At 73.0% G+C, this 23,327-nt stretch carries 21 protein-coding genes and 1 pseudogene; 17 read left to right on the top strand and 5 right to left on the bottom strand.

The genetic code is table 11. The features are described from left to right. Nucleotides 1-57 precede the first annotated feature (57 nt). The 12 genes from LQ327_RS24035 to dnaE all read left to right on the top strand — a co-directional run bounded on the left by LQ327_RS24035 (nucleotide 58) and on the right by dnaE (nucleotide 15,026). Nucleotides 58-1,770 (top strand): hypothetical protein, encoded by a 1,713-nt coding sequence (locus LQ327_RS24035; RefSeq protein WP_230738313.1) that lies wholly within the window; start codon nucleotides 58-60, stop codon nucleotides 1,768-1,770. 33 nt (nucleotides 1,771-1,803) lie between these two features. Then, a complete protein-coding gene (locus tag LQ327_RS24030) occupies nucleotides 1,804-2,601 on the top strand; it encodes a class I SAM-dependent methyltransferase (RefSeq protein ID WP_230738312.1) in 798 nt (265 codons plus the stop codon). Nucleotides 2,602-2,696: 95 nt separating this feature from the next. Further along, complete coding sequence (locus tag LQ327_RS24025; protein ID WP_230738311.1) at nucleotides 2,697-4,202, top strand: potassium/proton antiporter; 1,506 nt, start codon at nucleotides 2,697-2,699, stop codon at nucleotides 4,200-4,202. 158 nt (nucleotides 4,203-4,360) lie between these two features. Next, nucleotides 4,361-4,960 (top strand): signal peptidase II, encoded by a 600-nt coding sequence (gene lspA / locus LQ327_RS24020; protein WP_230738310.1) that lies wholly within the window; start codon nucleotides 4,361-4,363, stop codon nucleotides 4,958-4,960. Further along, on the top strand, nucleotides 4,957-5,892 hold the full coding sequence (locus tag LQ327_RS24015) for an RluA family pseudouridine synthase (RefSeq protein WP_230738309.1): 936 nt from the start codon (nucleotides 4,957-4,959) through the stop codon (nucleotides 5,890-5,892). Before lspA ends, LQ327_RS24015 begins: the two co-directional genes overlap by 4 nt. Before the next feature lie 8 nt (nucleotides 5,893-5,900). Then, nucleotides 5,901-6,668, top strand: a complete 768-nt coding sequence (locus LQ327_RS24010) for a hypothetical protein (RefSeq protein WP_230738308.1) — start codon at nucleotides 5,901-5,903, stop codon at nucleotides 6,666-6,668. A gap of 197 nt (nucleotides 6,669-6,865) precedes the next feature. Next, entirely contained in the window at nucleotides 6,866-8,137 is a 1,272-nt protein-coding gene (locus LQ327_RS24005) for an NAD(P)/FAD-dependent oxidoreductase (RefSeq protein WP_230738307.1), read from the top strand. Between the two features lie 96 nt (nucleotides 8,138-8,233). Continuing rightward, nucleotides 8,234-9,211: a malate dehydrogenase gene (locus tag LQ327_RS24000; RefSeq protein ID WP_230738306.1), complete on the top strand. Its 978-nt coding sequence runs from the start codon at nucleotides 8,234-8,236 to the stop codon at nucleotides 9,209-9,211. A gap of 52 nt (nucleotides 9,212-9,263) precedes the next feature. Further along, on the top strand, nucleotides 9,264-9,647 hold the full coding sequence (locus LQ327_RS23995; protein WP_230738305.1) for a cupin domain-containing protein: 384 nt from the start codon (nucleotides 9,264-9,266) through the stop codon (nucleotides 9,645-9,647). A 502-nt stretch (nucleotides 9,648-10,149) separates the two neighbouring features. Further along, entirely contained in the window at nucleotides 10,150-10,992 is an 843-nt protein-coding gene (gene dapA / locus LQ327_RS23990; protein ID WP_230738304.1) for a 4-hydroxy-tetrahydrodipicolinate synthase, read from the top strand. An 86-nt stretch (nucleotides 10,993-11,078) separates the two neighbouring features. Beyond that, a complete protein-coding gene (locus tag LQ327_RS23985; RefSeq protein WP_230738303.1) occupies nucleotides 11,079-11,435 on the top strand; it encodes a hypothetical protein in 357 nt (118 codons plus the stop codon). Between the two features lie 45 nt (nucleotides 11,436-11,480). After that, on the top strand, nucleotides 11,481-15,026 hold the full coding sequence (gene dnaE, locus LQ327_RS23980) for a DNA polymerase III subunit alpha (protein ID WP_230738302.1): 3,546 nt from the start codon (nucleotides 11,481-11,483) through the stop codon (nucleotides 15,024-15,026). Here the strand turns inward: dnaE and LQ327_RS23975 are convergent, their stop codons facing one another. The 5 genes and pseudogenes from LQ327_RS23975 to LQ327_RS23960 form a co-directional block, all read right to left on the bottom strand. After that, nucleotides 15,027-15,527 (bottom strand): SDR family oxidoreductase, encoded by a 501-nt coding sequence (locus LQ327_RS23975; protein ID WP_269070845.1) that lies wholly within the window; start codon nucleotides 15,525-15,527, stop codon nucleotides 15,027-15,029. Between the two features lie 125 nt (nucleotides 15,528-15,652). Beyond that, a pseudogene (locus tag LQ327_RS35310) lies at nucleotides 15,653-15,700 on the bottom strand (hypothetical protein); the annotation flags it as partial. Nucleotides 15,701-15,836: 136 nt separating this feature from the next. After that, nucleotides 15,837-16,607 carry a crotonase/enoyl-CoA hydratase family protein gene (locus LQ327_RS23970; RefSeq protein WP_230738301.1) on the bottom strand — a complete coding sequence of 257 codons (771 nt, stop codon included), beginning with the start codon at nucleotides 16,605-16,607 and terminating at the stop codon, nucleotides 15,837-15,839. After that, nucleotides 16,604-17,674 carry an LLM class flavin-dependent oxidoreductase gene (locus LQ327_RS23965; protein ID WP_230738300.1) on the bottom strand — a complete coding sequence of 357 codons (1,071 nt, stop codon included), beginning with the start codon at nucleotides 17,672-17,674 and terminating at the stop codon, nucleotides 16,604-16,606. Before LQ327_RS23965 ends, LQ327_RS23970 begins: the two co-directional genes overlap by 4 nt. 7 nt (nucleotides 17,675-17,681) lie before the next feature. Continuing rightward, complete coding sequence (locus LQ327_RS23960; RefSeq protein ID WP_230738299.1) at nucleotides 17,682-18,713, bottom strand: LLM class flavin-dependent oxidoreductase; 1,032 nt, start codon at nucleotides 18,711-18,713, stop codon at nucleotides 17,682-17,684. A gap of 77 nt (nucleotides 18,714-18,790) precedes the next feature. Between LQ327_RS23960 and LQ327_RS23955 the strand changes: the two genes are divergently transcribed. The 5 genes from LQ327_RS23955 to LQ327_RS23935 all read left to right on the top strand — a co-directional run bounded on the left by LQ327_RS23955 (nucleotide 18,791) and on the right by LQ327_RS23935 (nucleotide 23,310). After that, nucleotides 18,791-19,612, top strand: a complete 822-nt coding sequence (locus LQ327_RS23955) for a class II aldolase/adducin family protein (RefSeq protein ID WP_230738298.1) — start codon at nucleotides 18,791-18,793, stop codon at nucleotides 19,610-19,612. 46 nt (nucleotides 19,613-19,658) lie between these two features. After that, complete coding sequence (locus LQ327_RS23950; protein ID WP_230738297.1) at nucleotides 19,659-20,561, top strand: ERCC4 domain-containing protein; 903 nt, start codon at nucleotides 19,659-19,661, stop codon at nucleotides 20,559-20,561. Between the two features lie 50 nt (nucleotides 20,562-20,611). Continuing rightward, nucleotides 20,612-21,445: an amidohydrolase family protein gene (locus tag LQ327_RS23945; protein ID WP_230738296.1), complete on the top strand. Its 834-nt coding sequence runs from the start codon at nucleotides 20,612-20,614 to the stop codon at nucleotides 21,443-21,445. Between the two features lie 75 nt (nucleotides 21,446-21,520). Further along, nucleotides 21,521-22,897, top strand: coding sequence for an NAD-dependent succinate-semialdehyde dehydrogenase (locus LQ327_RS23940; RefSeq protein ID WP_230738295.1), 1,377 nt, complete (start codon nucleotides 21,521-21,523; stop codon nucleotides 22,895-22,897). After that, a complete protein-coding gene (locus tag LQ327_RS23935) occupies nucleotides 22,897-23,310 on the top strand; it encodes a VOC family protein (RefSeq protein ID WP_230738294.1) in 414 nt (137 codons plus the stop codon). The genes LQ327_RS23940 and LQ327_RS23935 overlap by 1 nt, the downstream gene beginning before the upstream one ends. Nucleotides 23,311-23,327 lie beyond the last annotated feature (17 nt).

Genomic DNA, 23,327 nt, shown 5'->3' with positions numbered 1-23,327 from the left:
TCGGGGCAGGGGAAGGCTTCCGACCGGTGACCCGGCGCGGTACGTGAGGGGTCGACCGTGCTTCTGCTGGTCCTGCTCTGCGTCGTCATCGCCTTCGGGCTCCTCGTCGTCGCCGTCGTCACCACGACGGCGGCGTGGGCGTGGGGCTCGGTGGTGGCGAGCGCCGTGGCCGCGGTGCTGCTCGCCGCGGACTTCATGCGGCGACGCAAGGCTGCCCGCGCCGCGGCTCCGGCCGCGGCGTCGGCGCCTGCCGCGGGTGACGCGTCCTGGAACGGCGGCCCGGGGGCCTCACAGCCCCAGCCGCTCGCCCAGCCCGGCCCCGCGGGGGCCTCTGCGGAGGCACCCACTGCGGTAGGTGCGCCCCAGCGGGCGGCGTTCGCCGGGGGACCGGGCGGTCCCGGTGCCCCGAACGGGCCTGGCGGTCCGGCCGGCTCCGGCGGTCCCGGTGCGTCCGGGCCGGGCGGGCCCGGGGGACCCGGCGGTCCTTCCGGTCCCGGCCAGGGCGGTCGCCCGCCGATGGCTCCGCCGCCGATGCGGCCCCGCGGGATCCCGCCGGGGCTGCGCGCGACGACGTCGGGTCGCCTCGGCACCGACCCGTCGCGCGTTCCGAACGCTCCCGAGGGCTCGCGTTTCGTCGGCCTCGTCCCGCTCCCGAACACCCCGGCCGCGGCGCCGCCCGGTCCGCCCGGGCGTCCCTACGGGCCTCCGCCGGGGGGTCGTGGCGGTCTGCAGGGGCCTCCGGGGCAGCAGTCGGGTCCGCCCGGCCAGCACGGCCCGCAGGGTCAGCCCGGCCAGTCCGCTCCGCAGGGGCCGGGCCAGCAGCCGCCCTACGGTGGGTCGTCCGCGGCCCGTCCGTCCCAGGAACAGCAGGGCGACGGCCGCGGCGCCGCGCCCGAGGACACCCGCACCGGCTCCCGGGGCGCGGCCGCGGCAGGCGCCGGCGTGGCTGCCGCCGGCGTCGGTGCCGGAGCGCTCGCCGCCGCGGCCGCCGGACACGAGGACGACGAGGAGGGCGCCACCTCGCGGATGCCCGCCGAGAGCCTCGACCGCGCCCGGCGCGAGGCCGGGCCCGAGGACGACGGCGCCACGCGGACCGGGGCCTCCGGGCCGGACTCCGCCGAGGCCGGGCCGTCCCAGCACGGTCCGGCCGGGGGCGACGCCCCGCAGGGCGGTCCGCAGACGCCGGGTGGCCCGCAGACTCAGGGTGGCCCGCAGACTCAAGGTGGCCCGCAGGCCCCCGGCGGCCCGCCGCCGGCCGGCAACGGCTACCGGTCCGCGGAGGCCGCGCCTTCGACGTCGCAGGGCAGCGGTCCCCAGGCCGCGCAGGCGCCCGGCCGACCGGCACAGCCCGACGAGGCCGCGGCGGCGTACGGCGGCGCGCCGGGCCACGGCGGCGCGCCGGGCCACGGCGGTGCGCCCGCCCACGGTGGTGCGTCCGGCAACGGTGGCCCGGGCAACGGTGCGCCTGGCAACGGCGGTGCTCCCGGCAACGGGGCGCCCCCGCGCTCCGGTCCTCCCGCGCGGGCCCCGGAGCCCGAGGACGAGACCCCGGACGCCGCCAGCCTCGACGTCGTGGCTGCCCGTGTCGACGAGGTCCTCGTGATCGACGAGGAGCCCCACTTCCACCTCGGGCGGTGCGGCTACCTCTTCGGCCGCGAGGTGATCCCGCTCCCGGTCTCGGAGGCGATCGAGCTCGGGTTCGCCGGATGCTCCTGGTGCACCCCGATCCGGGCGCTCGCCGAGCAGCACGGAGCCGACAGCCGCCGCTGACCCGCGCCGGCCGGGCGTGATCAGATGGTGGACGTGGAGACCGGAACGGAGACCGCCGCCGCGCGCTGGGCGGCCATGATGCACGCCCGTCGCGTCCCGGACGAGATCCTCGCCCACGCCCCGGGCAGCCCCTACCGCCAGGACCCCGAGCGCTTCCGCCCCGCGCCCGCGGCCCCCGACACACCGTCGCGACGGAGTGCGCTCGCGCTGCTGGCCGATGCCGCGGAGCGCACCGTGCTCGACGTCGGGTGCGGGGCGGGCGCCGCCTCGATGGCGCTGGCGGGGGAGATCGACCACGTCGTCGGGGTCGACCCGGCGTCGGACATGCTCGCGGCGTTCGTCGCGGCGTGTCTCGACCGCGGCGTGCCGTACCAGGCGGTGCTCGGGAGCTGGCCCGAGGCGGCGACGGACACCGGTGACGCCGCGGTGGTCCTGTGCCACCACGTCGGGTACGACACCGACGACCTCGCCGGGTTCGCCGCGGGCCTCTCGGGCGCGGCACGCACCGGCGTGGTGCTGGAGCTGCACGCCGAGCACCCGCAGGCCTGGCTCGACCCGCTGTGGGCCCGGTTCCACGGCATCGAGCGCCCGGCGCCGCCGACGGCCGGCGACGCCCTGGCCGTGCTCGCCGAGCTCGGGATCGTCGCGACCGTCGAGCGCTGGAGCGCCGGGCCCCGCCCGTCCGAGGACCCGGACACCCGCGCGGCCCGGGTGACCCGCCGGCTGTGCCTGGCGCCGGAGCGCGTCGGGGAGGTCGCCGAGGCGCTCGCGGCGGACCCGACGCTGGCCGGGTCGCCCCGCGAGCGGGTCACGATCACCTGGCGTCCTTGATCACCCCGCCCGCCCTGAGCAGCCGGGGGCCGACCGGACGACGGTAGGATCGCCGTTCCGCTTCGGGGGACGACGGGCAGGAGGGGCGCGGGCGCGTGGACCGGCTGCCGGTGCTGCTGGGGATCGGCTCCGGAGTCGTGCTGCTCGCGGTGGTCGCCGTCCGGCTCTCCACGCGGGTGGGGCTGCCCTCGCTGCTGCTCTACCTCGCGATCGGTGTCCTGATCGGGGAGTCGGGTCTCGGGATCCGCTTCGACGACGCCGACCTCACCCAGATGCTCGGCCTCGCCGCGCTCGTGCTGATCCTCGCCGACGGCGGCCTCTCCACCCGGTGGACGACGGTGCGCCCCGCGCTGGGCCTCGGGGTCGCCCTGTCCACGGTGTCGGTCGCGGTCAGCATCGTCACGACCGGCTTCGCGCTGCACTGGTTGCTGGGGCTGGACCTGCGCATCGGCTTCCTGTGGGGTGCCGTGCTCTCGTCGACCGACGCGGCCGCGGTGTTCAGCGTGCTCCGCGGCCTCGGGCTGGGCGGGCGGCTGGTGGGCGCCCTGGAACTGGAGTCCGGCCTCAACGACGCCCCGGTGTTCCTCGCGGTCGTGCTGCTCGCCTCCACCGCCGACCTCTCCTGGACCGACCCGCTGCTCGTTGTCTACGAGCTGGTCACCGGCGCGGTGCTCGGCGCGGTGCTGGGCCGCCTCGGCGCCGCCGGCCTGAAACGGGCGGCGCTGCCGGCGACGGGGCTCTACCCGCTCGCCACGCTCGCGGTGTGCGTCGGGGCCTACGCGCTGGTCCAGTCGCTGCACGCCTCCGGCCTGCTCGCCTGCTACGTCGCGGCGCTCGTCCTCGGCAACGCGGCCCTCCCGCACCGCGAGGGCACCCGGTCCTTCGCCGAGGGCCTGGGCTGGCTCGCGCAGATCGGCCTGTTCGTGCTGCTCGGCCTCTACGTCTCCCCGGACCGCCTGCTCGACGCGATCGTCCCCGCCGTCATCGCCGCCGCCGTGCTCCTCGTCGTCGCGCGCCCGCTCTCCGTGGTCGCGGCCGCGACCTGGTTCCGCATCCCGTGGCGGGAGCAGGCGTTCCTGTCGTGGGCGGGCCTGCGCGGCGCGGTGCCCATCGTCCTGGCGCTCGTCCCGCTCACCACCGGGCTGCAGGGGGCCCGCGAGCTCGTCGACGCGGTCTTCGTCCTCGTCGTCGTCCTCACCCTGGTCCAGGGCACGACGCTGCCCGCGGTGGCCCGGCTGCTCGGGCTGGCCGCGCCGCCGGTGCAGGAGATCGAGGTCGATGCCGCCCCGCTGGAGTCGCTGCGGGCCGACCTGCTCCAGATGACGGTGCCGCAGGGCTCCCGCATGCACGGGGTCTACGTGCGCGAGCTCCGCCTGCCCGAGGGGACCAACCTCTCGCTGGTCGTGCGACGCGGTGCGAGCTTCACCCCGCAGGACGAGACCCGCATCCAGGAGGGCGACCAGCTGCTCGTCGTCGCCACCGCCACCGCCCGGGACGCGGCCGAGCGGCGGCTGCGCGCGGTCGACCGCTCCGGGCGGCTCGCGCGCTGGCGCGGCGACGCCGGCCGCGAGGACGACGGCGGCTCGCGTCCGCCGCGATGATCAACGGGCCCCGGCCCGACTCCGCCCGCTCGCGATGATCAGGGGCACGCCAGGCACCCCGGAGGCCCGCGAACCTGCGCGCTGTGCCCCTCGTCCGGCCGACCCCTGCCCGAAACCCCACACACCGCCCCACTCCCGGCGCGGGGGAGGATGGAGTTGTGCAGAGCGCCACCCCGGGCAACGACCCGTCGGCTCCGTCCGCCGCCGATGCTCCAGACGAGTCGGGACCGGCGGGCACGACGGATCCCGCGGTGCCCCGCCGCCGTCTCGTGATGCTGGTCGTGACGGCGGTCGTGGTGCTCGCCATCGACATCGGGACCAAGGTCCTCGTCGTCGCGACCATGACCGACGGCCAGCGCATCCCGCTGATCGGCGACGTCGTCAGCCTCTACCTGATCCGGAACTCCGGCGCCGCGTTCTCGCTGGCCACGGGGATGACCTGGGTGCTGACGCTGGTGGCGATCGCGGTCGTCGTCGGGATCGTGCGGTTCGCGCGGCAGCTGGGCTCCCGCGGCTGGGCGCTGGCGCTCGGGCTCGTGCTCGGCGGCGCGCTGGGCAACCTCGCGGACCGGTTCTTCCGTGGCCCCGGGCCGCTCGAGGGCCACGTCGTCGACTTCGTCTCGGTGGGCTGGTGGCCGGTGTTCAACGCCGCCGACTCCGCGATCTGCTGCGGCGGCGCCCTGCTGGTGTTCCTGGCGCTGTGGGGCATCGAGATCGACGGCCACCGCTCCGGCCGGGATCCCGAGGCCTCCCGGTGAGCCTGCGCACGCTGCCCGTCCCCGACGGGCTCGACGGGATGCGTCTCGACGCCGGGCTCTCCCGGATGCTCGGACTCTCCCGCACGGTGGTGGCGGCCCTGGCCGAGGACGGCGCCGTCCGCCTCGACGGGACCTCGGCGGGCAAGTCCGACCGGCTCGTCGCGGGCAGCTGGCTCGAGGTCGACCTGCCCGACCCCGAACGAGAGCCCTCCGCGCACATCGTGACCGCCCAGGCCGTCGAGGGCCTCGTCGTGCTGTACGAGGACGACGAGATCGTCGTCGTCGACAAGCCCGTCGGGGTCGCCGTGCACCCGAGCCCCGGCTGGGGCGGCCCGACGGTCGTCGCCGGGCTCGCCGCGCTCGGCATCTCGATCGCCACCAGCGGGGCCGCCGAACGCCAGGGGATCGTCCACCGGCTGGACGCGGGCACGACCGGCGTCATGGTCGTCGCCAAGTCCGAACGCGCCTACGCCGTGCTCAAGGACGCCTTCCGCGAGCGCACCGTCGCCAAGACCTACCTCGCCGTCGTGCAGGGACACCCCGACCCGAGCGATGGCACGATCGACGCCCCGATCGACCGCCACCCCAAGCACGACTGGCGCTTCGCGGTGATGACCGACGGCAAGCCCTCGGTCACCCACTACCGCACGCTCGAGGCGTTCCCGGCGGCCTCGCTGCTCGAGGTCGAGCTGGAGACGGGGCGCACCCACCAGATCCGGGTGCACTTCTCCGCGCTGCGCCACCCCTGCGTCGGGGACTCCGGGTACGGCGCCGACCCGACGCTGTCCAAGCGGCTCGGCCTGACCCGCCAGTGGCTGCACGCCTACCGCCTCGGCCTGCACCACCCCGCCGACGGGCGCTGGGTCGAGTTCACCAGCGAACCCCCGGCCGACCTGGCGCACGCCCTCGACGTGCTGCGGGCGGCGGCCTGACCACGCCGGTGGACCCCGAGGCCCGTCCCGAGGACGAGGGTCCCGACGACGACGTGCCCCGCTGGCCCCGCTACGCGATCGGGCTGGCCGTCCTGCTCGTCGTCGTGCTCGTGACCGCGTGGGCGGCGGGGCTGCAGCTCTCCGGGCCGTCACCCGACGGCGGGTCCACCGACGCGGTACGTCTGGGGCCGGCGTCGGGGGAGGACGTCGGCGCGTACCTCGCCCGGACGGCGGTCGTCCCGGCGCCCACCGATCCGTCGCCGCGCCTCGCCCTGGTGCAGTTCGACGCCGCCCTCACCCCGGACGCGGCCGCGGCGGCCCTCGCGCGGACCACGCCGCTGCAGGCCGTGGTGCGCGTGCCGTTCCCCCGCGTCCAGACCGCGCTGCACCGCGTCGACACCCCGCCCGCGGCCCCGGCCGCGGCACTGCAGGCCGCGCTCACGACGGCGGGTGGCGAGGCCGCCGCGGACGCCGCCCGCGCCGGGCCGGCCACCTCACCCGCGGACACCCGCCGGGTCGCGGTCGCGGAGGCCGAGGCCACGGCGCTCGGCCGACCCGGCTGCGCGTGCCTGATCGCGGCGGTGGTGCGGGTGGCGCCCGACGCGGTCGCGGACGTGCGCCGCGCGCCGGGGGTGCGGGCCGTCGAGGTCGCCCCGCCGGGCGCGTCCCGCACCCGTCTGGCCGTGTCTCCGCTGCTGCCGGACCAGGGGCCGGGCCGCCCGGACGGGCCGGTGGTCGGTCCCGTGCCCGACGACGGCCCGGTGCCCGCAGGGTGATCCACATCGGTGCACCGTGCGTGACAGGACTAACGACGTGACATGCGCGGTACGGCCCCGACACCCCATCCGGGGGCGTGACGGAGGACCATGAGGGGTAGAGCAGAGGCAGTCACGCGCAGTCGTTCTCGATCGATTCCGCCCGGGTGGATCGGGCGTCGGGGACGGCGGGCGTGGTCGTGAGAGGAGCAGGTGCCATGAGTGCCGCGGTAGCCGCGGGGGCGGAGACGGACACCCGTCCCCACGTCGTCGTCGTGGGAGCGGGGTTCGCGGGTCTGTCCGCGGTGCGGTCGCTGCGCAAGGCGCCGGTCCGGGTCACCCTGATCGACCGCCACAGCTACAGCACGTTCCAGCCGTTGCTCTACCAGGTCGCGACCGGGGCGCTGAACCCCGGCGACATCACCTACGGGGCGCGCTCGTTCGTGGCCACCGTGGGGCGCAAGGGCGACACCTGGGCGACCTTCCGCAAGGGCGTGGTCACCGAGATCGACCCCGACGCGAAGGTGATCACCCTCGACGTCGGGCCGTCGCTGTCCTACGACTACCTCGTCGTCGCCAACGGCGTCACCACCAACTACTTCGGCGTCCCCGGCGCCAAGGAGCACGCCTACCCGATCTACACGCGCGCCGAGGCGCTCTCGGTGCGCGACCGGATGATGGGCTACCTCGACCACATCTCGGCGACGAAGGAAGCCGACGGCGCCTCCGTCGTCGTCGTGGGGGCCGGCGCCACCGGCGTCGAGATGGCGGGCACCCTCGCCGAGCTGCGCAACGCCATGCTCCCGAGCCGCTACCCCGAGCTGGACCCCGACCACGTCAAGGTCATCCTGCTCGAGATGACCGACAAGGTCCTCGCCCCGTTCGACCCCAAGCTGCGCACGTACGCCGCGGAACAGCTCCGGGCCCGCGGGGTGGAGCTGCGCCTCGGCGCGGCGGTGGCCGAGGTCAAGGAGGACCGCGTCGTCCTCAAGGACGGCTCCGAGCTGCCCGCCCAGATGACGATCTGGGCCACCGGCGTCGCCGCCCACGACACCGTGAAGAAGTGGGGCCTGCCGCAGGGCCGCGGCGGGCGGATCATCGTCTCCGACGACCTCCGGGTCACCGAGCACCCGGACGTGTTCGTCGCCGGGGACATCGGGATCATCGACGACAACCCGCTGCCGCAGCTCGCCCAGCCGGCCATCCAGACCGGTGCGCAGGCGGGCAGGAACCTGCTCGCGCTGCTCGAGGGCCGGCCGACGACGCCGTTCAAGTACTTCGACAAGGGGACGATGGCCACGATCGGCCGTCGTTCGGCGGTCGCCCAGATCGCGCACGGCCCGCGGCTGCACGGCACCATCGCCTGGCTCGCCTGGATGTTCGTGCACATCTTCGCGCTGCTGGGCAACCGCAACCGGATCATGGTGTCGCTGGCGCTGATGTTCCGCTACATCGGGCAGCGGCGCTCGGTCCTCGTCGTCGGGGACTGATCCCGGGGGCGTGACCTGCCTCGCTGCGTCGTCGTCGGCGGGGCGTGGGAGGCTCGCCGGGCAGGGAGAACGATCAGCTCGCAGCTTGGAGAAGCAATGGCCTCGCCCGTCAACGTCGTCGTCACCGGAGCCGCCGGACAGATCGGCTACGCGCTGCTCTTCCGGATCGCCTCGGGTCAGCTGCTGGGGGAGGACACCCCGGTCCGGCTGCGTCTGCTCGAGATCCCGCAGGCCGTCAAGGCCGCCGAGGGCACCGCGCTCGAGCTCGAGGACGGGGCGTTCGAGCTGCTCGACGGCGTCGACGTGTTCGACGACGCCGCGAAGGCGTTCGACGGTGCGAACGTCGGCCTGCTGGTCGGTGCCCGCCCCCGCACCAAGGGCATGGAGCGCGCCGACCTGCTCGAGGCCAACGGCGGCATCTTCAAGCCGCAGGGCGAGGCGCTCAACGGGGCGGCCGACGACGTGAAGGTCCTCGTCGTCGGCAACCCGGCCAACACCAACGCGCTCATCGCGGCGTCGAACTCGGACGTCCCGAAGGACCGCTTCACCGCCATGACCCGCCTCGACCACAACCGTGGCCTGGCCCAGCTCGCCAACAAGTTCGGCGTCGGCGTCGGCCAGATCTCGAAGTTGACCATCTGGGGCAACCACTCCGCCTCGCAGTACCCGGACGTCTCGAACGTCCTCGTCGACGGCAAGCCGGTGGCGGACCAGATCGACCAGGGCTGGCTGACCGACGAGTTCATCCCGCGGGTCGCCAAGCGCGGCGCGGAGATCATCGAGGTGCGCGGGGCCTCCTCGGCGGCGTCGGCGGCCGCGGCGGCCATCGACCACGTCTACACCTGGACCAACGGCACGAAGCCCGGCGACTGGACCTCGGCGGCGATCGTCTCCGACGGCTCCTACGGCGTGCCCGAGGGCCTCGTGTCGTCCTTCCCGGTCACTGCCGAGGGCGGGAAGTGGAAGATCGTCCAGGGCCTCGACGTCAGCGACTTCTCCCGCGAGCGCATCGACGCCTCCGTCGCCGAGCTGGCCGAGGAGCGCGAGGCCGTCACGAAGCTCGGGCTGGTCTGATCCTCCGGGTCTGATCTTCCGGTCCGCCCGGACGGCGCGCGAGGATGTCCGCATGAGCGAACCCGTGCGCGTCGTCCGGGAGGACGACCTCGTCGACGGCGACCCCACCCCCGGCATGCACCGGCAGGTCGCGTTCGAGGCCCCGTCGTTGTGGGCGGGCCTCGTCCACACCGAGCCGGGCGCGACGTCGGGCTGGCACCACCACGGCGATCACCAGACCAGCCTGTACGTGGTGTCGGGGACGATGCGCCTGGAGTTCGGCGCGGGCGGGGCCGAGATCGCCGACGCCGGCTCCGGCGAGTTCATCCACGTGCCGGCGTGGACGGTGCACCGGGAGTCGAACCCCGGGGGCGACCGCTCCACCGCGGTGATCGCCCGCGCCGGCGACGGCCCGCCGACGGTGAACGTGGACGGCCCGGACGCCGAGGTGAGCTGAGGGGCTCGTCGTCGGGCCGCGCCGTCTGCCGCTCGGCCGTCTGCCGCTCTACCGCTCGGCCGTCTGCCGCTCGGGGTCCATGATCAGGAGCGCCTGGCGCAGGTTCGACGGCGGGTGCGGCTGCCTGATGTGCCTCTCGTCGGGGCGGTCCGGGCGTTCGGGGCGTCGCGCGGTCGGTCCCGGCGTCCCCGCAGCCATGATCATGAGTTCGGGAGCGACACGCGCAAGAATTGCTGCGACACGCTCCCGAAGAAAAGATCTACGGCCGCACCCCGAGGAGCCCGGAGAAGCGGCCGCCCGACGTGGACGCCGCGCCTCGTCCGGAGCCGCCCTGCCCGCCCATGATCATCAGTATGTGAGGCATCCCCGGCGCCCGGCCGCAATGCCTGACGTACCCCTCGTGTGAAGCGGCGCTCCGGCCGTCCCCACCCGGCCGACACCAGGCGCTCCGTGGCCGGGGGTGGGCTCGACGCGCCGCACTCCGACAAGGCAACCTGTCCGTGTGTCGCTCGGAACCGTCCTCACCGCCATCGTCACCCCCTTCGACGACCGCGGGGCCGTCGACGAGAAGGCGTTCGTCGACCTCATGAAGTACCTGTGCGCGCACGGGTCGGACGGCGTCGTCGTGTGCGGGACGACCGGGGAGTCGCCGACGCTCTCCACCGACGAGCACCTGCGCCTGGTCGAGCTGGCGAGCTCCGAGCGCCCGGCCGGGGCCACGGTCATCGCCTCGACCGGCTCGAACGACACCCGCCATGCCGTCGAGATGACCGAGCGGGCCACCGAGGTCGGCGCGGACGCGATCCTCTCGGTCACGCCGTACTACAACCGGCCGAACCGGCGTGGCCTGCACGCGCACTACTCCGAGATCGCGCGGGCCACCGACAAGCCGGTCGTGCTCTACAACATCCCTTCGCGCTGCTCGCTGGACATCCCCAACGACCAGCTGGCCGAGCTCGCGCAGATCGAGCACGTCGACTACGTCAAGCAGGCCAACAACGCGAACCTCGCCCCGGTCGACGGGCTGGGGATCTACGCGGGCAACGACGACCTGTTCGCCGCCGTGCTCGACATGGGCGGCTGCGGCGGGATCCTCGTCGCGAGCCACGTGGTCGGCCCGCAGATGCGCCGGATGGTCGACGAGCCGGAGAACCGGGCCGAGATCGAGGCGTCCCTCAAGCCGGTGTTCGACGCGATGGGCGTGACCACCAACCCGATCCCGGTGAAGGCCGCGCTGGCGCTGGTCGGTCGCCCGGCCGGCCGGCTGCGGCTGCCCCTGGTCGAGGTCGACGACGCCGAGCGCGAGGTCATCCGGGCCGCCCTGCAGGGCGCCGGCGTCCTGTAGGCCATCCCGACGGCGGGTCGCTACCGCCGGTGACTGTCGGACCCTCCTGCCACTCTCCGCTCACCGACGAGGTGAGGAGGGTCGCCATGAGGCGGACAGGACGGCGGATCGAGGGGCTGACGGCGTGGGACGTCGCGCTCGTGCAGCGGGTGCGGCAGGGCGGGAGCGTCCGTCCCGACGAGTGGCTCCGGTTCGCGAGCGGGGTCGAGAACCTCGACGCCCGGCTCGAGGTCGACGACGGGTTCGACGACTGCGGGTACGACGACGACGGGTGCGACGAGGACCTCCGGCCGCTCCCGTGCGACGGCTCGGTGTGCTGCCCGTGCGGCCGGTGCCCGGGCCTCGAGCTTGCTCGAGGTGTCGACACGCCGTCGCGGGGCGATGAGCAGCACCGACGTCCCACCGCCCGAGTGAGCGGCCAGGCTGTCGGACCCGAGAGGTAGCGTTGCCCGCGTCCCGATGGCCGTTCCTGCGGGGAGGTTCCTGGCGTGTCCGACGACTCGTTCGTCCACCTCCACACCCATACCGAGTTCTCCATGCTCGACGGGGCCGCCCGGTTGGACGACCTGTTCTCCGAGGCCGCGCGCATGGGCATGCCCGCCCTGGCCATGACCGACCACGGCAACACCTACGGCGCCTACGAGTTCTGGAAGAAGTCGAAGGCGCACGGGGTGAAGCCGATCATCGGCATGGAGGGGTACATCGCGCCGGGCTCGCGCCACGAGCGCAAGCGCGCCTCCATCGGGCAGAACGCCAACGGCAGCGACAACCCCGACCTCATGTACACCCACATGACGCTGCTGGCGGAGAACACCGAGGGGATGCACAACCTCTTCCGGCTCTCCAGCCTCGCCAGCCTCGAGGGGTACTACTACAAGCCGCGCATGGACCGCGAGCTGCTGGAGACCTACGGCAAGGGGATCATCGCGACGACGGGCTGCCCGTCGGGCGAGGTCGCGCGCCTGCTCCAGCAGGGCGACCGCGACGGCGCGATGCAGGCCGCGAGCGACTACCGGGACATCTTCGGCAAGGACAACTTCTTCTGCGAGCTGATGGACCACGGCATCGAGATCGAGCGCCGGGTCCGGGACGACCTCTACGACCTCAAGAAGAAGCTCGACCTGCCCGGCCTGGCCACGAACGACCTGCACTACACCTACGCCAAGGACGCCAAGCCGCACGAGGTGCTGCTCTGCGTCCAGACCGGCAAGACGATGAACGACCCGAACCGCTTCCGGTTCGACGCGCAGGACTTCTACCTCAAGAGCGCGCGCGAGATGCGCGACCAGTGGGACCCGATCTTCCCCGAGGCGTGCGACAACACCCTCGCCGTCGCCGAGCGGGTCGACGTCGAGTTCACCGAGGGCCGCGACCTGCAGCCGGTGGCGCCGGTCCCCGAGGGGGAGACCGAGGGCAGCTGGCTCGTCAAGGAGGTCGAGCGGGGGCTGCACTGGCGGTTCCCGAACGGCATCCCGGACAACTACCGCAAGCAGGCCGAGTACGAGGTCTCGGTCATCATGCAGATGGGGTACCCGGGCTACTTCCTGGTGACCGCCGACCTCATCAACCACGCGCGTGAGGTCAACCTGCGCGTCGGGCCCGGCCGTGGATCCGCGGCGGGCAGCCTCGTGGCCTATGTCCTGGGGATCACCGAGCTCGACCCGATCCACCACAAGCTGATCTTCGAGCGCTTCCTCAACCCCGAGCGCGTCTCCATGCCCGACATCGACATGGACTTCGACGAGCGCCGGCGTGGCGAGATGATCCGCTACGTCACCGAGAAGTACGGCGAGGAGAAGATCGCCCAGATCATCACCTACTCCACGATCAAGGCGAAGGCCGCGATCAAGGACTCCGCGCGCGTGCTCTACGGGCAGCCCGGCTACGCGGTGGCCGACCGCATCACCAAGTCGATGCCGCCACCGGTGATGGGCAAGGACATCCCGCTCTCCGGGGTGTTCGACCCCAGCCACAAGCGCTACTCCGAGGCCACCGAGATGCGGGCGCTCTACGAGTCGGACCCGCAGGTCAAGGAGATCGTCGACACCGCGAAGGACCTCGAGGGCCTCAAGCGGCAGTGGGGTGTGCACGCCGCCGGCGTGATCATGTCGAAGGAGAACCTCCTCGACGTGATCCCGATCCAGCGCCGCGAGGCCGACGGCGCGATCATCACGCAGTTCGACATGGGGGTCTGCGAGACCCTCGGGCTGCTGAAGATGGACTTCCTCGGCCTGCGCAACCTCACGATCATCGACGACGCGCTGAACAACATCACGCTCAACGGCAAGGAGCCGCTCGACCTCGACAACCTCGGGCTCGACGACAGGCCGACCTACGAGCTGCTCTCCCGCGGCGACACCCTGGGCGTCTTCCAGCTCGACGGCGGCCCGATGCGCGACCTGCTGCGGCGCATGGCCCCCACCGAGTTCGACGACATCTCCGCCGTCGGCGCGCTCTACCGGCCCGGTCCGATGGGCGCCAACGCGCACAACGACTACGCCGACCGCAAGAACAAGCGGCAAGAGGTCAAGGCCATCCACCCGGAGCTGGCCGAGCCGCTCAAGGAGGTGCTGGGCGAGACCTACGGCCTGATCGTGTACCAGGAGCAGGTCATGGCGATCGCCCAGGTGCTCGCGGGCTACTCGCTGGGCAAGGCCGACCTGCTCCGCCGCGCCATGGGCAAGAAGAAGAAGGAGATCCTCGACAAGGAGTACGAGGGTTTCGCCCAGGGCATGCGCGACAACGGCTACTCCAACGACGCGATCAAGACGCTCTGGGACATCCTGCTGCCGTTCTCGGACTACGCGTTCAACCGCGCGCACTCCGCGGCCTACGGCGTGGTCTCGTACTGGACGGCCTACCTCAAGGCGAACTACCCCGCCGAGTACATGGCCGCGGTGCTCACCAGCGTCCGCGACGACAAGGACAAGGCGGCCATCTACCTGTCCGAGTGCCGCAAGATGGGCATCACGGTGCTCCCGCCCGACGTCAACGACTCGGTGCGCGACTTCGCCCCGGTCGGCGACGACATCCGGTTCGGCCTCTCGGCGATCCGCAACGTCGGCACCAACGTGGTCGACTCGATCGTCGCCACCCGCCGCGAGAAGGGGAGCTACTCCGACTTCTCGGACTTCCTGCGCAAGGTCGAGCAGCAGGTCTGCAACAAGAAGGTGGTCGAGTCGCTGGTCAAGGCCGGCGCGTTCGACTCGCTCGGCCACCCGCGCAAGGGCCTCGCCCTGGTGCACGCCGAGGCGATCGACTCGGTGATGACCACCAAGCGCGCCGAGGCGGACGGCCAGTTCGACCTGTTCGGATCCTTCGACGACGACCAGGCGGACGACGACCCCTCGGACACCACCGGGATGTTCGACGTCAAGGTGCCGGAGGGGGAGTGGGAGCCCAAGCACCGCCTCGCCCTCGAGCGCGAGATGCTCGGCCTCTACGTCTCCGGCCACCCGCTGAACGGGATCGAGCACGTCCTCGCCAGCCGCGCCGACACCCCCATCACGAAGATCCTCGAAGGGGACGTGGCGGAGGGCGCCGCGGTCACCGTCGGCGGCATCCTCGCGAGCGTCACGCGCCGGGTGAACAAGAAGGGCGAGCCCTGGGCGTCGGCGCAGATCGAGGACCTCGCCGCCGGAATCGAGGTGCTGTTCTTCCCGCGGACCTACGCGGCGGTGTCGATCGACGTGTCCGAGGACGCGATCGTGCTGCTCAAGGGCAAGGTCAACAAGCGCGACGACCGCGTCAGCCTGTTCGTCGAGGACCTCGCCGTTCCCGACCTGTCCACGGGGTCGGGCGCCGCCGCACCGGTCCGCGTGCAGATCGAGAGCGCGAAGTGCACGCCGGAGCGGGTCGGCAAGTTCAAGGAGGTGCTCGTCGCGCACCCGGGGCCGAGCGAGGTGCACCTGACGCTGCTGGCCGCGAACGGGGCGAGCCACGTCCTGCGGCTCGACGACGGGCTCAAGGTCACCAACTCGGGTGCGTTGATGGGCGACCTCAAGGCCCTGCTCGGACCCCGCTGCCTGGGCTAGCTACGGGTTCTCCCAGTCGACCGGGGAGTGCAGGACGCCCGGGCCGGAGGTGGTGAGCATCAGCTCCGGCACGAAGCACCGCGGCGAGGTCCGCAGGAGGAAGCGCACCGACTCGGCGACGTCCTCGGCGGTGATCATCGTGTCCTGGGCCGACGAGGCCCACGACGCCCCCGCCGTGTCGACGAAGCCCGGGAGCAGCGCGGTGACGTGGATGCCGTCGCGGCTCAGCTCGGCGTGGGCGGAGTTGCTCAGCGCGACGAGCGCCGCCTTGGTGGCGGCGTAGACGGACACCGTCGGCGGAGTCTGGCGGGCCACGAGCGAGCTGACGTTGACGACGGTCGACGGGCCGTGGCGGGCGGCGGACTCCCGGAGGCTCGTGATGGTGGCCCGCAGCAGTCGGAACGCGACGCGGAAGTTGAGGTCGAGCTCGAGATCCAGCGCCTTGTCGGTCTTCGTCTCGATCGGGGAGCGACCGCCGACGCCGACGTTGTTGACGAGCAGGTCGAGCCCACCGTGCTGCTCGAGGTGGCGGGCCTGGACGCGCTCGGCCTCCCGGACCTGGCGAGATTCGCGGCGACGGGCGTCGCCGTCGGGCCGAGCTGCGCCGAGGCGGCCGCGAGCTTGTCCTCGTCGCGGCCGCAGATGGTGACCGACCAGCCGTCGTCGACGAGCATGCGCGCGATGGCGTAGCCGATGCCGGCGGAGCCGCCGGTGACCAGCGCGAACCGTTTCGTGCCGGCAACCTGCTCGCTCATGCGGACACCCTTCGACGGAGATGTCGAAGGTTCTTCGGTCTCGTCGACCAGGACGTCAAGCGTCGGCCCCGAACGAGCCGTGACGGCCCTCGCCTGCGGCGAACCGGGCAGCGCCGGCCACGGTCTCGGCGTCCAGGGCCGCCCGGCCCCGCGCGAACTCCGCGGCCAGGGCGGCCTGCTCGTCGAGCCCCTCCTGGTCGAGCACCGACGCCCGGTCGCCACGCAGGCAGACCTGTGGGAATGCCGCGAGCTCCAGTGCCAGTGCCTGGGCCGCCGCCAGTGCCTCCCCGGCCGGGACCACCCGGTTCGCCAGCCCGATCGCGTGCGCCTCCGCCGCACCGACCGGGCGACCGGTGAGCACCAGGTCCATCGCGCGGCTCGTCCCGATGAGCCGGGGCAGCCGCACCGTCCCGCCGTCGATCAGCGGCACGCCCCAGCGCCGGCAGAACACCCCGAACACGGCGGTCTCGTCGGCCACCCGCAGGTCGCACCAGCACGCGAGCTCCAGCCCGCCGGCCACCGCGTGCCCGGCGACGGCGGCGATCACCGGCTTCGACAGCCGCAGCCGGGTCGGCCCCATCGGGCCGTCGCCGTCGGGCTCCGTCCGGTTGCCGTCGGGGGTGGCGACGGCGGTGAGGTCGGCGCCCGCGCAGAACGTCCCGCCCGCGCCGTGCAGCACGGCGACCGCGGCGTCGTCGTCGGCGTCGAAGGCCCGGAACGCGTCGGCCAGCGCGGCCGCCGTCGGCCCGTCGACGGCGTTGCGGCGCGCGGGCCGGTCGAGGGTCACCGTCGTGACCGGTCCGTCATGCTCCACGTGGACACTCATCCGGCCGCCCCGATCCCCGTCGCTCCGCTCGCCCTGGGCGACCATCCCAGAGCCGGCCCGAGCTTCGTCGCCATGTCGGTGAGGATCTGCACGTAGTCGGCGTGCTCGAAGGTGAACGGCAGCGCCCACACCACCTCGCGGACCTCCCGGAACGCGGCGTTCGTGTACAACGCCTCGGCGATCTCCTCCGACGACCCCACCAGGTCACGGGCGAAGAGCATCTGACGGGGCCCGTGGGCGACCGCGGTCCGGGGCGTGCGGGCCTCGACGTACGCGCGGTAGCGCGCCTCCTGGTCGGCGGTCGCGGTGTCGGTGGGGATGACGACGAGGCCCTGCGACACCCGCGCCGCCCCGCCGAGCGGGTGCACGGACCGGAACAGCTCGATCTGCTCGCGCTGGATCTGCTCGAAGACCCGGGAGGCGTCGTCGCCGAGGTCGTGGCCCTCGGACTGGATCACGTTGCTGGTGAGCATCGCGAGGCCCTGCTCGCCGGCCCAGCGCACCGAGCGCCGGCTGCCGCCGCCGTACCAGACCCGGTCGGCGAGCCCGGGGGAGTGCGGCTGGACCCAGTCGGTGAACGACTCGATGCCGTCGACGCCGGAGAAGGTGCTGACCGGCTCGCGACGCAGGATCCGCAGCAGGCGCTCCACCCGGGTGTAGGTGAGGTCCTCGACGTCGGCGGTGTCGGGGTAGAGCCCGCCCTTGACGTCGTCCCAGTGGATCGGCGGGCCGACGCTGATGCCCGGGTTCATCCGCCCGCCGGAGAGGATGTCGAGGGTGCCCAGGTCCTCGGCGTAGCGCAGCGGGTTCTCCCAGCCCAGCGGGGTCACGGCGGTCCCGAAGTCGATCCGCGACGTGCGCTGCGAGGCCGCCGCGAGCATCGTCACCGGCGAGGAGATGCCGGACTGGAAGTGCCGGTGACGCAGCCACACCGAGTCGAACCCGAGCTCCTCACCCAGGACGATCTCCCGGAGCAGGTGCTCGTGTCCCGGGGCGGGATCGTCGCCGTCGTAGGTGCCGAGGGTCAGGAAACCGAGCTTCTCCAGGGGCACACCGGGGGTCGGCATGCCCCGATCATGCCCCCGCCTGAGCGCTCCACCCCAACGCCGGACCCAGCTTCGTCGCCATGTCGGTGAGGATCTGGACGTAGTCGTCGTGGGCGAACGAGAACGGCAGCGCGAACACGACCTCCCGGGACTCGCGGAAGCCGGCGTGGGCGTACAGCGCCTCGGCGATCTCGGCCGAGGTCCCCAGGATGTCCCGGGCGAAGAGCAGCCGGCCCGGGCCCTGCGGCTCGGCCGTCCGCGGGGTGCGCGCCTCGACGTAGGCCTCGTACTTCGCGCGCTGCTCGGCGGTCGCCGAGTCGGTGGGGATGACGACGAGGCCCTGCGAGACCCGGGCCGCGTCCCCGGCCGGGTGCGCGGCGCGGAAGGCGCGGATCGAGCCGGCCTGGATGGCGGCGAAGTCCGGCTCCTCGTCCGGGGCGACCCGCACGACGCTGGACGTCAGCAGGTTCAGTCCCTGCTCGCCGGCGCGGCGGGCGGAGCTCTCGCTCGCCGCGCCGTACCAGAGCCGGTCGGCGAGCCCGGGGGAGTGCGGCTGGACGTGGTCGGAGAACTGCTCGATGCCCTCGGTGCCGGAGAACGCGCTGGCCTGCTCGCCGCGCAGCAGGCGGTGCAGGCGCGCCACGCGCTCGTAGGTGAAGTCCTCGACGTCGGCGGTGTCCGGGTAGAGGGCCTCCTTGACGTCGTCCCAGTGCATCGGTGGGCCGACGCTGATCCCGGGGTTCATCCGGCCGCCGGAGAGGATGTCGAGGGTGCCGAGGTCCTCGGCGTAGCGCAGCGGGTTCTCCCAGCCCAGCGGTGTCACCGCGGTGCCGAACTCGATGCGCGAGGTCCGCTGCGAGGCCGCCGCCAGCAGCGTCACCGGCGAGGACACGCCGTACTGCAGGTGCCGGTGGCGCAACCAGACGCTGTCGAACCCCAGCTGCTCCGCGAGCTCGATCTCGGCCAGCAGGTGCTCGTGACCCGGCCCGGGATCGTCGCCGTCGAAGGTCCCGATGGTGAGGAATCCGAGCTTGGAGAGCGCGACGCCGGGTGCGGGCATGGCCTCGATCATCCTCCGGTGCGCCCGCTCCCGACGAGGCCTTGACCGGCGCGTGTGTCGCGGCGCACCGTCGAGGCATGGCCGCACCCACGCAGGAGCCCAGCACCGACGGCATGTCCGCCTTCCGGCCCTCCCAGGAGGGTATCGAGATGCCGCAGCCGCCGAGTTTCGCGACGAGCGCAGAGGAGCGGCTCCACCGCAAGCAGCAGCTCGCGGGCGCCTTCCGGATCTTCGGGAAGTTCGGCTTCGGCGAGGGGATCGCCGGTCACATCACGGTGCGCGACCCCGAGGACCCGCACATGTTCTGGGTCAACCCGTTCGGGATGAGCTTCCGGCACATCCGGGTCTCGGACCTCATCGCCGTGAACCACCACGGCGACGTCGTGCACGGGAAGAAGCCGGTGAACCAGGCGGGCTTCGTGATCCACTCCGCGGTGCACGCCGCGCACCCGGACGTCGTCGCCGCCGCGCACGCGCACTCGGTGTACGGCAAGGCGTGGTCGTCGCTCGCCCGCCCGCTCGACCCGATCACCCAGGACGCCTGCGCGCTCTACGAGAACCACGGCGTCGTCACCGAGGGGCGCGGCGCGGTGGTGCTCGACCCGGAGGTCGGGCGCGCGCTCGCCACCGGGCTGACCGGCCGGAAGATGGTGTTCCACCAGAACCACGGCATCTTCACGGTCGGCGACACCGTCGCCGAGGCCGCGTGGTGGTTCGTCAACACCGAGCGCAACTGCCAGGCCCAGCTGCTCGCCGAGGCCGCGGGCACACCGACCCAGATCGACCACGCCAACGCGAAGTTCACCGCGGAGCAGACCGGGTCGGCCTACTCCGGCTGGTTCTCCTTCCAGCCGCTGTGGGACGAGATCGTGCGCACGGATCCCGACCTGTTCGACTAGGCCGCGAGCACCAGGCACGGCCCGGGCCCTACCAGGGTCCGGGGCCGTGGCTGACCTGGTCATCGCCCGCAACCCGGACCCGGACTCGACGCTCGCGTACCTGGTGTGGGTCCCGCTGGGGGACGGCCTGGTCTTCCGGACGTCGGACACGTGGCCGCGGACCAAGGCGCTCTACTGCCACCCGGTCGACCGCGACGAGTGGCCGGACGGACCCGACGTCGTCGAACGGATGCCGCTGCGGCAGTGCGCCCGCTACGGCGCGGCGATCGACGTGGTGGCCGACCGACACCGGGAGAAGCGCTCCCAGGTCGTCTACACCCGCGCCCGCGGGCGGGAGATGGTCTTCTGGCAGTCACCGCGCACGCGCAAGCAGGCGCGGCCGCAGGTTCGGACGCCGACCGCCCGCGCGGCCGGTACCGAGGCGGCGCCGGAGATCGTCGTCGACTCCCACGAGCGCTACGCCTACCGGTTCGCCGGCCAGCAGGTCTCCACCACCAAACGCGCCCTGAGCTGCGGTGACTACGCCATCGTCGTCGGGGACACGCTCGTCGCGTCGGTCGAGCGGAAGTCGCCCGCCGACCTCGTCGGCAACCTGCTCGACTCGACGCTGCGTCACGCCGTCGCGGAGCTCGCGACCCTCTCGCGGGCGGCCGTCGTCGTGGAGGACCGGTACTCGCAGGTCTTCGCGCTGCAACGGGTACGGCCGGCCCTCCTCGCCGAGGGCCTGGCCGAGCTGCAGGTGCGCTACCCGACGGTGCCGATCGTGTTCGCCGAGACCCGGTCGCTCGCCGAGGAGTGGACCTACCGGGTTCCTCGCGGCCGCCTCGACCTGGGCGCGCGACGAGCAGGTGATCGCCGACCGCGTCCCCGGCGCGAGCTCCGAGATCGACCCGGCGACCGCCCCGGAGCCGACGACGGCCGAGGTGCGCTGCGCGCTCGTGAGCACTAGGTGTTGCTATAACGACAATTAGTGCTCACGAGGCCGGAGGCCACCTGCTGATGATCGTCGACGCCCACGTCCACGTCGCGCACCTCGCGCGCCTGAAGGTGCCGTGGGAGACGTGGATCGGGCCCGCCGGGAACGCCGAGCGCTGGGCGTCGCTCTACGACGACGACGGGGCGCCGGTCCCCGAGCGGATCAGCCGCTACTTCGCCGACGAGGGCGCGGACCGGGTGCTGCTCTTCTGTGAGTACAGCCCCAAGGCCACCGGTTGGCAGACGATCGAGGACATGCTGCCGATCGTCGGGCACGACCCGGAGCGCTTCCGGATCGTCGCCAACGTCAACCCGCACGTGCACCACCCGGTCGCCCGCGAACTGGACCGCCAGCTCGACCACGGCGCCGTCGCCCTCAAGATTCACCCGGTGCACGCGGGGATCGCCACGAACGACCGCGAGCTCTACCCGGCCTACGCCCGCTGCGTGGAACGCGGCATCCCGGTGATCGTCCACACCGGGCCGTCGTTCTTCCCCGGCGCCACCTCGCGCCACGGCGACCCGGTGCTCGTCGACGACGTGCTGCGTGACTTCCCCGATCTCACCGTCGTGCTCGCCCACGGCGGCCGCGGGTGGAGCTACGACGCCGCGGCGTCCCTCGCCCTGACCCGCGACAACGTCTGGCTCGACATCGCGGGGCTCCCACCGAAGCGACTGCCCACCTACTACGCGAGCTCCGGGCTGGACCGCGTCGCCACGAAGTCGATCTTCGGGACGGACTCCCCGGCCGCGAGCCCGGCGCGCAACGTCGCCGCGATACGCGATCTCGGCCTCTCCGAGGAGCTCACCGACGCGGTGCTCGGCGGCAACGCGCAGCGGGTGTTCCCCGGACTGTGACCGGGCGGTTCCGAACGGTTGACGCTTGAACGGTTCGGCGTGTGCAGACGCCGTGCGAAGGGGTAGACCGGAGTCATGGCCATCGCGACGACGAACCCCGCCACCGGGGAGACCGTCCGGGAGTTCGACTCCCTCACCCAGCAGCAGCTCGAGGACCGGATCCAGCGGTCCTGGGACGCCTTCCAGACCTACCGCGACACGACGTTCGCCCAGCGCGCCGGGTGGATGCGCGCCGCCGCCGACATCCTCGACGCCGAGACCGACCGCCTCGCCGAGCTCGCGACGCTCGAGATGGGCAAGACGTTCGCGGCCGCCAAGGCCGAGGTCGGCAAGTGTGCCCTCGGGTGTCGCTGGTACGCCGACCACGCCGAGTCCCACCTCGCCGACCACCCGTGGGACCCCGCGGACGCACCGTCGAACGCCCGGGTCTTCACCCGCTACCAGCCGCTGGGCCCGGTCCTGGCGATCATGCCGTGGAACTTCCCGTACTGGCAGGTCTTCCGCTTCCTGTGCCCGGCGCTCATGGCGGGCAACGTCGGGCTGCTCAAGCACGCCTCGAACGTGCCGCAGGTCGCGCTGGCCATCGAGGACGTGCTGGTGCGGGCCGGCTTCCCGGCCGACGTGTTCCAGACGCTGCTGATCGGCTCGTCGATGATCGAGGCCATGGTCGACGACGACCGCATCCGCGCCGTGACCCTCACCGGCAGCGAGCCCGCCGGCCGTGAGGTCGGGGCGCGGGCCGGCAAGAACGTCAAGACCAGCGTCCTCGAGCTCGGCGGCAGCGACGCGTTCATCGTCATGCCCTCCGCCGACCTGAACGCCACTGCCGACGCCGCGGTCGCCTCGCGCACGCTGAACAACGGCCAGTCCTGCATCAACGCGAAGCGGATCATCGTCCACGAGCAGGTCGCCGACGAGTTCCAGCGCCTGCTGGTCGAGAAGATGGAGGCGCTCACGGTCGGCGACCCGATGGCCGCGGACACCGACCTCGGACCGATGTCCGGCCCGCAGGGTCTCGAGGAGCTGGACAAGCAGGTCCAGGACTCGGTGGCCGCCGGGGCGAAGCTGCTCACCGGCGGCAAGCCGCTCGGCGGCGCCGGCAACTTCTACCCGCCGTCGGTGCTCGCGGACATCCCGAAGAGCGCGCCCGCCTACTACGAGGAGCTCTTCGGCCCGGTCGCGCTGTTCTTCCGCGCGAAGGACATCGACGAGGCCATCGCGATCGCCAACGACTCGAGCTTCGGGCTCGGGGGCAGCGCCTGGACCCAGGACGCGGGCGAGGCGGAGCGACTGGTGAACGAGGTCGAGACCGGGATGATGAACATCAACAAGATCACCGCCTCGACGCCGGAGGTCCCGTTCGGCGGCGCGAAGAACTCCGGCTACGGCCGGGAGCTCGCGAGCTTCGGGACGCAGACGTTCACCAACGCGAAGACCGTGTGGATCCAGTAGTGCCCGCACCCACCTTCACGCGGGCCGCCCATGTCGCGCTGGTCGTGCGCGACATGGCGGTCAGCGTGGCGTTCTACGAGCGCGTGCTGGGGTTCGAGCAGGCGAGCGAGCGCCGCGAGGGGCCGCCGGAGGCGCGGCACCCGCGGCAGCTCGTCCGCCACCCGGACTCCGGGCTCGTCCTGGGGATCCACGAGCCGTACGAGCGCTCGAACGACCGGTTCGACCCGCAGCGCACCGGCCTCGACCACCTCGCGGTCACCGTGGCCGATCGCGGGGCGCTGGACTCCTGGATCGCCCACCTCGACGCGCAGGGGGTCGAGCACTCGCCGGTCCGCGACGCGGGCTATGCCGAGTTCGTGTCGTTCGCCGACCCGGACGGCATCGCCTGGGAGATCTGGCTCCCGACCGCGTAGGTGGCCTCCGGCCCTGT

Origin of the sequence: Actinomycetospora endophytica, from assembly GCF_021026375.1 — a bacterium.
Lineage (GTDB): Bacteria > Actinomycetota > Actinomycetes > Mycobacteriales > Pseudonocardiaceae > Actinomycetospora > Actinomycetospora endophytica.
Note: the sequence above shows the minus strand (reverse complement) of the source record. Positions and strands in the feature narration are given on the sequence as shown.

Coding starts and splice junctions, on each gene's coding strand:
- LQ327_RS24005 (WP_230738307.1), top strand. CDS start 6,866: ATGAGTGCCGCGGTAGCCGCGGGGGCGGAGACGGACACCCGTCCCCAC.
- LQ327_RS24000 (WP_230738306.1), top strand. CDS start 8,234: ATGGCCTCGCCCGTCAACGTCGTCGTCACCGGAGCCGCCGGACAGATC.
- LQ327_RS23995 (WP_230738305.1), top strand. CDS start 9,264: ATGAGCGAACCCGTGCGCGTCGTCCGGGAGGACGACCTCGTCGACGGC.
- LQ327_RS23985 (WP_230738303.1), top strand. CDS start 11,079: ATGAGGCGGACAGGACGGCGGATCGAGGGGCTGACGGCGTGGGACGTC.
- LQ327_RS23970 (WP_230738301.1), bottom strand. CDS start 16,607: ATGAGTGTCCACGTGGAGCATGACGGACCGGTCACGACGGTGACCCTC.
- LQ327_RS23965 (WP_230738300.1), bottom strand. CDS start 17,674: ATGCCGACCCCCGGTGTGCCCCTGGAGAAGCTCGGTTTCCTGACCCTC.
- LQ327_RS23960 (WP_230738299.1), bottom strand. CDS start 18,713: ATGCCCGCACCCGGCGTCGCGCTCTCCAAGCTCGGATTCCTCACCATC.
- LQ327_RS23955 (WP_230738298.1), top strand. CDS start 18,791: ATGGCCGCACCCACGCAGGAGCCCAGCACCGACGGCATGTCCGCCTTC.
- LQ327_RS23945 (WP_230738296.1), top strand. CDS start 20,612: ATGATCGTCGACGCCCACGTCCACGTCGCGCACCTCGCGCGCCTGAAG.
- LQ327_RS23940 (WP_230738295.1), top strand. CDS start 21,521: ATGGCCATCGCGACGACGAACCCCGCCACCGGGGAGACCGTCCGGGAG.